The sequence below is a fragment of the Vibrio sp. SG41-7 genome (assembly GCF_014164465.1).
Classification (GTDB): domain Bacteria; phylum Pseudomonadota; class Gammaproteobacteria; order Enterobacterales; family Vibrionaceae; genus Vibrio; species Vibrio splendidus.
In genome coordinates, this window is the sequence record NZ_JACJFF010000035.1 from 36,122 (window position 1) to 46,339 (window position 10,218).

10 protein-coding genes are annotated in these 10,218 nt (G+C 43.4%); 8 read left to right on the forward strand and 2 right to left on the reverse strand.

Going from position 1 to position 10,218, the window contains the following annotated elements; translation table 11 throughout:
- The first annotated feature begins 223 nt into the window (after positions 1–223).
- The 6 genes from cmk to pyrF all read left to right on the forward strand — a co-directional run bounded on the left by cmk (position 224) and on the right by pyrF (position 5,495).
- Positions 224–904, forward strand: a complete 681-nt coding sequence (cmk, locus tag H5300_RS11665; protein ID WP_017060237.1) for a (d)CMP kinase — start codon at positions 224–226, stop codon at positions 902–904.
- A gap of 106 nt (positions 905–1,010) precedes the next feature.
- Positions 1,011–2,681 carry a 30S ribosomal protein S1 gene (gene rpsA / locus H5300_RS11670; RefSeq protein ID WP_017057038.1) on the forward strand — a complete coding sequence of 557 codons (1,671 nt, stop codon included), beginning with the start codon at positions 1,011–1,013 and terminating at the stop codon, positions 2,679–2,681.
- Between the two features lie 121 nt (positions 2,682–2,802).
- Positions 2,803–3,087, forward strand: a complete 285-nt coding sequence (gene ihfB, locus H5300_RS11675; RefSeq protein WP_010439923.1) for an integration host factor subunit beta — start codon at positions 2,803–2,805, stop codon at positions 3,085–3,087.
- A 129-nt stretch (positions 3,088–3,216) separates the two neighbouring features.
- Positions 3,217–3,489 carry a LapA family protein gene (locus H5300_RS11680; protein WP_004734544.1) on the forward strand — a complete coding sequence of 91 codons (273 nt, stop codon included), beginning with the start codon at positions 3,217–3,219 and terminating at the stop codon, positions 3,487–3,489.
- A gap of 12 nt (positions 3,490–3,501) precedes the next feature.
- Complete coding sequence (gene lapB / locus H5300_RS11685; RefSeq protein WP_004734543.1) at positions 3,502–4,677, forward strand: lipopolysaccharide assembly protein LapB; 1,176 nt, start codon at positions 3,502–3,504, stop codon at positions 4,675–4,677.
- Between the two features lie 122 nt (positions 4,678–4,799).
- Positions 4,800–5,495, forward strand: a complete 696-nt coding sequence (pyrF, locus tag H5300_RS11690; protein ID WP_017078954.1) for an orotidine-5'-phosphate decarboxylase — start codon at positions 4,800–4,802, stop codon at positions 5,493–5,495.
- Positions 5,496–5,625: 130 nt separating this feature from the next.
- On the opposite strand, the gene H5300_RS11695 is transcribed toward pyrF, so the two are convergent.
- A complete protein-coding gene (locus tag H5300_RS11695) occupies positions 5,626–6,420 on the reverse strand; it encodes a tRNA isopentenyl-2-thiomethyl-A-37 hydroxylase MiaE (protein WP_017080436.1) in 795 nt (264 codons plus the stop codon).
- 102 nt (positions 6,421–6,522) lie between these two features.
- A complete protein-coding gene (locus tag H5300_RS11700) occupies positions 6,523–7,287 on the reverse strand; it encodes a hypothetical protein (protein WP_004734562.1) in 765 nt (254 codons plus the stop codon).
- Between the two features lie 322 nt (positions 7,288–7,609).
- Between H5300_RS11700 and cysB the strand changes: the two genes are divergently transcribed.
- Together cysB and H5300_RS11710 are read left to right on the forward strand one after the other, a co-directional pair.
- Positions 7,610–8,584 (forward strand): HTH-type transcriptional regulator CysB, encoded by a 975-nt coding sequence (gene cysB / locus H5300_RS11705; RefSeq protein ID WP_004734561.1) that lies wholly within the window; start codon positions 7,610–7,612, stop codon positions 8,582–8,584.
- A gap of 342 nt (positions 8,585–8,926) precedes the next feature.
- Positions 8,927–10,123, forward strand: a complete 1,197-nt coding sequence (locus H5300_RS11710) for a methyltransferase (RefSeq protein ID WP_182796026.1) — start codon at positions 8,927–8,929, stop codon at positions 10,121–10,123.
- Positions 10,124–10,218: the final 95 nt, after the last annotated feature.

Consider the following 10,218-nt stretch of genomic DNA (forward strand, 5'->3'; position numbering starts at 1 on the left):
TATGTCTATAGAAAATTGCGAACGTCTCTTATGGATCTAAGCTCGCGTATTGACCTAAGCAAACGGATATTGGGCTGGTTGCATTGGTTTATGCATCATCAACTCGGAATTATCTGAGATTTACCTCGCTCGACTTCCAATTTGTCTCTATAATATGCCGCCTATAAAGTAGTGGCGAATCGCTAGTACAGAATAAAACTTACGACAAAACGTGGAGTAAAAGATGCCTTCTCAAAGCCCAGTGATTACGGTTGATGGACCAAGTGGTGCAGGTAAAGGTACCCTGTGTATGTTGCTAGCAGATAAGCTAGGCTTTCATCTTCTAGACTCAGGCGCGATCTATCGCGTATTGGCTTTAGCGGCAATTCACCATGGTGTGGATACTGAATCAGAAGATGCTTTAGTACCGCTTGCGACACACTTAGACGTGCAGTTTATTGCTGAAGGCGACTTAGTTAAGGTTATCCTAGAAGGTGAAGATGTGTCTGGTGAACTTCGCAAAGAAGAAACCGGCATGGCAGCTTCAAAAGTGGCCGCTTTACCTCGCGTTCGTGAAGCACTGCTTCGTCGTCAACGCGCATTCAGCGCGGCACCTGGTTTGGTTGCTGATGGCCGTGACATGGGAACGGTCGTGTTCCCTGAAGCTGAAGCGAAAATATTTTTAGATGCAAGTGCTGAAGAGCGTGCGAGTCGCCGCCTTAAACAGTTGCAACAGAAGGGGTTAGATGTTAAATTTGACGACCTTTTGAGCGAGATCCAAGAGCGAGACGACCGAGATCGTAATCGCCCAGTGGCGCCACTTCGCCCTGCAGAGGATGCTCTAGTGCTTGATTCCACCTCAATGAATATTGAGCAGGTAGTAGAAAAAGCACTACACTATATTGAATCGAAACTGGCTGGGTAATTTCGCCGAGCTAGTACGAACGTTGGTCGCAAGGATGATGACCGGCGAATTTATCAACCCCATGCGGTAGGATACCCATGGACGTTTAATTATTGAAGATTAAATAATGACTGAATCTTTTGCTCAACTCTTTGAAGAGTTTCTATCTGAAACTGAATTCCAACAAGGCAGCATCGTTAAAGGTACTGTAGTAGCTATCGAGAACGGTTTCGTTCTTGTAGATGCTGGTCTTAAGTCTGAATCTGCTATCCCTGCTGAACAATTCAAGAACGCTGCTGGCGAACTTGAAGTTGAAGTTGGTGCTGAAGTAGACGTAGCTCTAGACGCTGTTGAAGATGGTTTCGGTGAAACTCAACTTTCTCGTGAGAAAGCTAAGCGTCACGAAGCTTGGATCGTACTTGAGAAAGCTTGTGAAGAAGCTGAAACTGTTGTTGGTATCATCAACGGTAAAGTTAAAGGCGGTTTCACTGTTGAACTTAACGGTATCCGTGCTTTCCTTCCAGGTTCTCTAGTAGACGTACGTCCTATCCGTGACACTGCTCACCTAGAAAACAAAGAGCTAGAGTTCAAAGTAATCAAGCTAGACCAGAAGCGTAACAACGTTGTTGTTTCTCGTCGTGCTGTTATCGAATCTGAAAACAGTGTTGAGCGTGACGAACTTCTTGAAACTCTACAAGAAGGTACTGAAGTTAAAGGTATCGTTAAGAACCTTACTGACTACGGTGCATTCGTTGATCTTGGCGGTGTTGACGGTCTTCTACATATCACAGATATGGCTTGGAAGCGCGTTAAGCACCCATCAGAGATCGTTAACGTTGGTGACGAAATCCTAGTTAAAGTTCTTAAGTTCGATCGTGAGCGCACTCGTGTTTCACTAGGTCTTAAGCAACTAGGCGAAGATCCATGGGTAGCAATCGCTAAGCGTTACCCTGAAGGTCACAAGCTTTCTGGTCGTGTTACAAACCTAACTGACTACGGCTGCTTCGTTGAAATCGAAGAAGGCGTTGAAGGTCTAGTACACGTTTCTGAAATGGATTGGACTAACAAGAACATCCACCCTTCTAAAGTTGTTAATGTTGGCGACGAAGTTGAGGTTATGGTTCTTGATATCGACGAAGAACGTCGTCGTATCTCTCTAGGTCTGAAACAGTGTAAAGCTAACCCATGGCAGTCATTTGCAGAAATGCAAGCTAAGGGCGACAAAGTTACTGGTAAGATCAAGTCTATCACTGACTTTGGTATCTTCATCGGTCTAGAAGGCGGTATCGACGGTCTTGTACACCTATCTGACATTTCTTGGAACGCTGCCGGCGAAGAAGCTGTACGTGAATACAAGAAAGGCGACGAAATCTCTGCTGTTGTTCTAGCAGTAGATGCAGAGCGTGAGCGTATTTCTCTTGGCGTTAAGCAAATGGAAAACGACCCGTTCAACGCATACGTTGCTGACAACAAGAAAGGTGTTCTTGTAAACGGTACTGTAACTGCAGTTGACGCGAAAGGCGCTACTATCGAGCTAATCGAAGGCGTTGAGGGTTACCTACGCGCTTCTGAAGTTTCTCGTGACCGTATCGAAGATGCATCTCTAATCCTAAGCGTTGGCGACAGCGTTGAAGCGAAGTTCACTGGTGTAGACCGTAAGAACCGCGTAATCAACCTATCTATCAAAGCTAAAGATGAAGCTGATGAGCAAGAAGCAATGGCTTCACTGAACAAGTCTGATGAAGGCGCGTTCGGTAACGCAATGGCAGACGCATTCAAAGCTGCTAAAGGCGAATAATAGCTTCTCGTTAAGAGAATTATAGCTATATAGCCAAGAAAGGAGCCGTAAGGCTCCTTTTTTTTTGCTTATTTTTCCGATAGGTCTATAATTTCTAAAAAGAAAACCAACGAGGGTAACTATGACTAAGTCTGAATTGATTGAAAGACTGTGCGCTGAGCAAACGCACCTTTCTGCAAAAGAAATTGAAGACGCTGTAAAAGACATTTTAGAGCACATGGCTTCAACACTAGAAAGTGGTGATCGAATCGAAATTCGCGGATTTGGCAGTTTTTCTCTGCATTACCGTGAACCTCGTGTTGGACGTAATCCTAAAACTGGTGACAAGGTTGAGTTGGAAGGCAAATACGTTCCTCACTTTAAACCAGGTAAAGAGCTACGCGAACGAGTAAACTCAGGACTGTAGACTACTTATCGGAATTAAGAAAAGCGGCATACTATAATGTATGCCGCTTTTTTATGACCATAATATGGTGGTCTGATTAGTAATTTTCCTGCATAATCGTACAGCTAACTAACCAATGAGTGATGAACTATGAAAATTATAAAAATAGTCGCCGTTATCGCACTTTTCCTAATTGCACTGGCTTTAGGCTCTCAAAACCAAACAAGTGTGAATTTCAACTATCTGCTAGCGCAAGGTGACTTCCACCTATCAAGCTTATTAGGTGTTGTCTTCGTTTCAGGTTTTGGTCTTGCTTGGTTAGTCTTCGGCAATATGCACATGCGATCTCAACTGAGAATTCATCGTTTGAAGAAACAACTCAATAAGCAATCAAAGCAGGTAGCTGCTGATACCAAAGCTTAAAGGTCTTATTTGATGTTAGAGTTACTGTTCTTGCTCTTACCTATTGCCGCCGCCTACGGTTGGTATATGGGTAATCGTAATGCTCAGCAAGAAAAACAGAAACAATCACACCAGATTTCCCGTCAATACGTGACGGGTTTGAACCTATTACTGTCAGATCAGTCTGACAAAGCGGTTGATCACTTCATTGAACTCCTTCAAGTCGACAATGAAACCATCGATACTCACTTAGCTTTGGGCAACTTGTTCCGCTCTAGAGGTGAAGTCGACCGTGCTATTCGTATCCACCAAAATCTTATCTCTCGTTCGGGGCTTACTCTCGATCAGAAAAATCTCGCACTACAACAATTAGCTAAAGATTATATGGTCTCTGGCTTTCTTGATCGTGCCGAAAAAATCTTTGAACAGCTTGTAGAAGAACCCGATCACAAAGAGGGTGCTCTACAACAGTTGGTTGCTATTTATCAGCAAACTCGAGAGTGGAACAAGGCTATTCATTACGGAAATATCCTAGTTAAGCTCGGTAAGAAGAAAATGAAGATGCGTGCGACAGTTGCACATTTCTGGTGTGAACTTGCGATGCAAGAGCAAGCCGATGGTAATCGTTCTAAAGCGCTTCAGCATTTCAAAAAGGCACTTTCTGAAGACCCTAAATGTGTCCGTGCTAGCATTGCTCTAGGCAAGTTCCACTTAGCGAACGAAGACTACCAAAAGACAATCGATTGTTTGGAATCGGTACTCGAGCAAGATATAGACTTTATTAGTGAGGTGTTGCCAACCCTTGCTGAGTGTTACCACAAGCTTGGGCAAGAGGCTCAATTGGTCGAGTTCCTTAAAGCTTGTATTCAGAATAAAGCTGGTGTGTCCGCTGAACTGATGCTCGCTCAATTGGTTGCTCACCATGAAGATGTTGGTTCTGCTCAAGAGCTACTAACAAAGCAGCTAGTCAAAAATCCAACCATGAAGGGTTTTTATCGATTAATCGATTATCACCTAGCGGAAGCAGAAGAAGGTCGTGCGAAAGACAGCTTAACCACACTTCAATCTATGGTTGGTGAACAACTTAAGGTTAAGCCTCATTATCGTTGTCGTCAGTGTGGTTTCTCAACACACTCAATGTATTGGCACTGCCCTTCATGTAAGGGGTGGGGAACGATCAAGCCTATTCGTGGGCTTGATGGTGAATAGATTTGTGGTCATTTTAAGACCAAATTATTAATTGCAGCTTTCGGGCTGCATTTTTATGACTGTTATTTATGGCCTGATTGGTATAAATATTTTGTAGAAAGTTAACTGCGTTAGGAGATGAAATGAACGACCAAAAAATCATTGTAGCATTGGATTATGATAACCAAGCGGATGCGTTAGCCTTTGTTGATCGTATTGACCCAGCATCTTGCCGTCTAAAAGTGGGCAAAGAGATGTTTACCTTGTTTGGTCCTGAATTTGTTCGTGAATTGCATAAACGTGGTTTCTCAGTATTTTTGGATCTTAAATTCCACGACATCCCGAACACATGTTCAAAAGCTGTGCGAGCTGCCGCGGAACTAGGCGTTTGGATGGTGAACGTACATGCTAGTGGCGGTGAGCGCATGATGACGGCGTCTCGCGAAATTTTGGAACCGTATGGTAAAGATCGTCCGTTGCTGATTGGCGTGACAGTACTGACTAGTATGGAGCAATCTGACTTGGCGGGTATTGGTTTGGATCTTGAGCCACAGCAGCAGGTGATGCGCTTGGCATCTCTGACTAAAAACTCAGGCTTAGATGGCGTTGTATGTTCGGCACAAGAGGCTTCTTTGCTAAAAGGTGCACTTGGCCAAGAATTCAAGCTAGTAACTCCTGGTATTCGTCCTGTAGGTGCTGATGTTGGTGACCAGAAGAGAATCATGACGCCTTCTAAAGCGATTGAGTCAGGTTCTGACTACCTTGTTATCGGTCGCCCTATCACTCAAGCGATAGATCCTGCCGCTGTACTTGCAGAGATCAACGGTACGCTAGCTTAGGTTTGCATCAGAAAGCTATTCGAATAAGAAGGAAGGCCAGCAAATTGCTGGCCTTCTTATTTGTGTACGAAGCCTTTTCATTTGTGTACGAGGCATTGAATTGATCTGGACTTGAGTTATCTTGCCTAGCCTAAACCGGAGCGCCGCTATGGAACTTAAAATCGCTGTCTTCTGAAGTGATAAGATCCGCTTCTACTTGCGCGAAATGAGCAATACGCTCTGAGATATCTTTCCCTGCGATCTGCTCTGCTAACTCAAGGTAATCTTGGTAATGTCGAGCCTCTGAGCGAAGCAGAGACACGTAAAACTTCTCCATATCTTCTTCCAAGAATGGAGCTAATTTAGCGAAACGCTCACAAGAGCGAGCTTCGATAAACGCACCGATGATGAGCTTATCAACTAGAGCATCGGGTTCGTAAGTTTTGACTTGCTTGATTAAACCCTTAGCGTAGCGACCCGCTTCAATCGGTTGGTAAGTGACGCCTTTCTTTACCATCAATTCCATGACTTGGTAGAAATGATGCAGCTCTTCTTTGATCAGCAATACCATTTTATCGATCAGGTCAGCGCCGTAATTGCAGCCTTCTTTCGCTGTAATTTGCTTTGATACGTTGCTTTTACCACGCAGAGACTCTAAGTCTCCGATACGACGGTAAGCAAATTGCTCGTAGGGCAAAATCCATTCATTCAGTTGCTTTGCGCTTTCTTTATCAACTGCGTACTTGCGGATAAGGAACAAAGCACTCTGTGCCGCCTTAAGCTCACAAAGCATGTGATCGCGTAGAATGATGTGAAGGTTTTCAGGCTTTTTGGCTTCATCGATCCATGAATCTGGCGTTTCAGCTTTAAGAAAAGAGTGGATTGGAGCTAATAATTCTTGATACATGGTCAGGGCAAGTTTGTTGATAATGCGGGATTTTATCACAGCTCAAGAGATCTCCCTATACAGAGAAAGGAAACTCAACAGGTACAAAAAAGGCCGCTAATTTAATGTAAATAAGCGGCCTTTAAGTATTGCGTTAGACAGTTACCATTTCTTCTTTTGACCGAAGAGGGCGTCCATGTCTTCGTCACGCTCTTTAGATTCGATCTGTTGTAAATCTTGCGCGTTTTTATCTTGGCGCTTCTGATCAAGATCGTTAAGCATCTGCTGAAGCTTTTCTTTCGCTTGAGTAGAGTATGAATCGTTCTTAGTTGCTAATGCGTCGATACCTTTACGCAGTAACTGAATTGCTGTGCCTGGCTGTCCGCGAGAAATCGAGTCGTTTGCACGCTTGATAACATTTTCGATGTTGATGCGAATTTGAATCGTCTCTAAACGAGCGTTTTCAACCACATAAGCTTGAGTCTCGAAGCGGCCTTTATTGTGCTCGTTACGGACCGTATCACGTAGGCGCTTAACTAACTTCAGCATCATGATCGCTTGTTTGTCACTGCTTGGAACACGGAAGGTAGTACTTTCACCACCTTGGTAGTTCTCTTTAAGCTGAGTGATTTGTTGTTTTACGCTTTCAATGCGTTGGGCAAGCTGCTTGTTTTTGGGATCGAGCTGATACATGTTTTCTAACGCATCAAGAATTCGATTGTTTAAGCATATAAGAAGATCTTGGCTAAACGGCATGTGATGAGCATTGCCAATCAACTCTTCTGTTCCGTCAATAATGGTTAGATAACGAGAAGCTTCCTGTTTCTTCGCTGTTTCTACCTTAACTTTGTATTGAAGCATGATGTTGTAGCCTAAAACCAACACCAAAAGAACGGCGACTAAGGCGATTATTAAACCAATATTCATATATTTGTGTCTGCTTGTTGTTTTCTATAGCTAACTTGAGAGGATACACGATTCCATTGTGTATCGGCACTCGTAAATTGCAATTTCTGATTATCTCTTGTTGAGCACAATCGGCAATCAAAACTTACCAACTAATGTATGAGAATGAGGTGTGGGTTGCAAAGCGTTAGTGATGTTTTTGTTTGTTAAGCTAGAAAAACTCATTATTTCTGTCATTTTGGTTCTCGAAGCGTTATAACTATTAATTATATTACACGAGACTATAAAGCTCTATTTGCAAATAAGTTAGCGCAGAAATGAGTAAAGGATTACGAGGTTAGATATGAAGTTACAGCAACTGAAGTACATTGTTGAGGTTCTAAACCATAACCTAAATGTTTCAGCGACAGCAGAGAGTTTGTATACATCTCAGCCCGGTATTAGTAAGCAAGTTAGGTTACTTGAAGACGAGCTAGGCATTCAGATTTTTGAACGTAGCGGTAAGCATTTAACTCAGGTTACACAAGCCGGTGAGGATATTATTCGTATCTCTCAAGAGATTTTGGCACGTGTAGAGAGTATTAAAGCAGTCGCGGGTGAGCACACTCATCCCGAGATGGGCACATTGAATATTTCAACCACTCATACTCAAGCTCGTTATGCGCTCCCTGATGTGATTAAAGGTTTCACGGCACGTTATCCAAAAGTGTCGCTTCACATGCACCAAGGTACACCAAGCCAGATGTCAGAAGCGGTCGCTAAAGGGACTGCGAACTTTGCGATTGCAACGGAAGCGCTGCACCTTTATCAAGATGCAATTATGCTGCCTTGTTATCACTGGAACCGTTCAATCGTCGTAACTAAAGATCATCCTCTTGCGCAAAAACGAACTATCTCGATTGAAGATCTTGCTGCTTATTCTCTCGTGACTTATGTATTTGGTTTTACTGGCCGTTCTGAGCTTGATACTGCATTCAACAAAGTAGGATTAACACCGCGAGTTGTGTTTACCGCAACGGATGCAGACGTAATTAAAACTTATGTTCGTATGGGGATCGGAGTTGGTGTAATCGCAAGTATGGCGATTGACCACGAACAAGATACAGATTTGGTTGCTATTGATGCGAGCCACCTATTTGGTGCGAGCACCACAAGCATTGGCTTTAGAAAAGGCACTTTCCTGCGTTCTTACATGTTTGATTTTATGGAGCGTTTTGCACCGCACTTAACTCGTCCTGTGGTTGAACAAGCTATTTCTTTGAAATCGAATGAAGAAATCGAAGAGATGTTTAAAGACATCGACCTGCCTGTTCGCTAAGGGGCACAGTCTTTAATTCGATTCCTATTCGGCCTGTTTACAGGCCGTTTTCATTTGAACTCGGTTTTGGTTTATACCAATCGTAGTAAATAACTGGTCACCCTAGCTTGTTAAAACGCTCGATAACGTTGTTAGAACTTTTGATTGCAGAATAAGTACTTATCGAAACGACTTGCCGAACAGAGCTGCCTTGTTCTCAAGCCTTTACCTGCGCTACTTCTGTTCACTGACTTTCCGTGATTGGTATTATTTACTGATAGCCTGTCCCTATAGCCTCGATTTGTATCCTTCCTTTCCATTTTGGCCTCATACCCCTACAATCCTCGCATCATAGGGGGAAGCATGCATTCACGATTTACAATACTCGACTCATTCTTGTTAGAGCACCAAGTCTATTGGCGTTCGGAGCCTTTTCATCTATGCCAAACTCACCATCAACCATGGAAAGATGTGAATCGTCCACTTGTCGATTGGTTAGAAGGTTTGAGTATTGAGCGCATTCAAACGTTAAAAGAGCAGCCTCAGCTTTTGGTCGAGGAACTGACTCGCTTCCTTCCTCGATTAGATGCTGCTAACCAAAATATCCAGTTTGATAACACGGCTTTGGTTGGATTAGACCTCCCACGTGGTACTGCTGATGGTATTCCCGGCAGAAAGCTGCAACAAATCGTGGCGATGGGAGAGGCTGCACTTGAACACCATCATGGTAAAGAGTGGCTAGAGTGGTGTTCTGGCAAAGGTTTTCTGGGCCGAATTTTATCTCAACAATCAGATCAAAAGGTCACTAGCTTTGAATGGCAACAATCGTTATGTGAAAGCGGACAAAAGGTAGCAGACGACCAGAAATTAGAAATGCACTTTGTCCAAGGTGACGCGTTTTCAGAGGAAGCAGATGGCGTATTTAACTCTGATCAACACGCTGTCGCGCTCCATGCTTGTGGTGATCTGCATGTTGAACTGGTGAAAAAGTCTGTTTCACATGGGTTATCGGCGGTAACAATTTCACCTTGTTGTTATCACCTTATTCGAGGCGATGTGTATCAAGCTATGTCTACCGTGGCCAAAGGTTCAGCACTAACGTTGAGCAAAAGCGACTTAAGAATCCCGCTTCAAGAAACCGTCACTGGTGGTGAAAGAGTAAAGAGACATCGCCAACTAGAGATGAGTTATCGTTTGGGCTTCAGCAAACTGCTCAAAGCTGAACGACATATCGACGAATACATTCCGGTGCCAAGCATTAAAAAATCAGAGCTATCTAAGGGTTTTGAATCATTCTGCCGCTGGGCATCTGAAGTTAAAAAAGTATCACTGGGCTCAGACGTCGATTTTGATTTCTATTTGGCCCAAGGTGAGACGCTTTTCTGGGAAATGGAGAAGTTGAGCTTAGTACAACAAGTCTTTAGACGACCATTGGAGATATGGTTGGCTTTAGATCGTGCCATCTATCTGCAAGAACAAGGTTATGAAGCTTCGATTGAAGAGTTCTGTGAACGCAGTATTACGCCAAGAAACCTATTGATTCATGGGGTTAAAGTCTAGCGTTATCAGTAAACAGAACTGTTGCGTGTTTTACCAGCTAAGCTCATAAACGCATAAACGCATAAACGCATAAACGCATAAACGCATAACAAAGT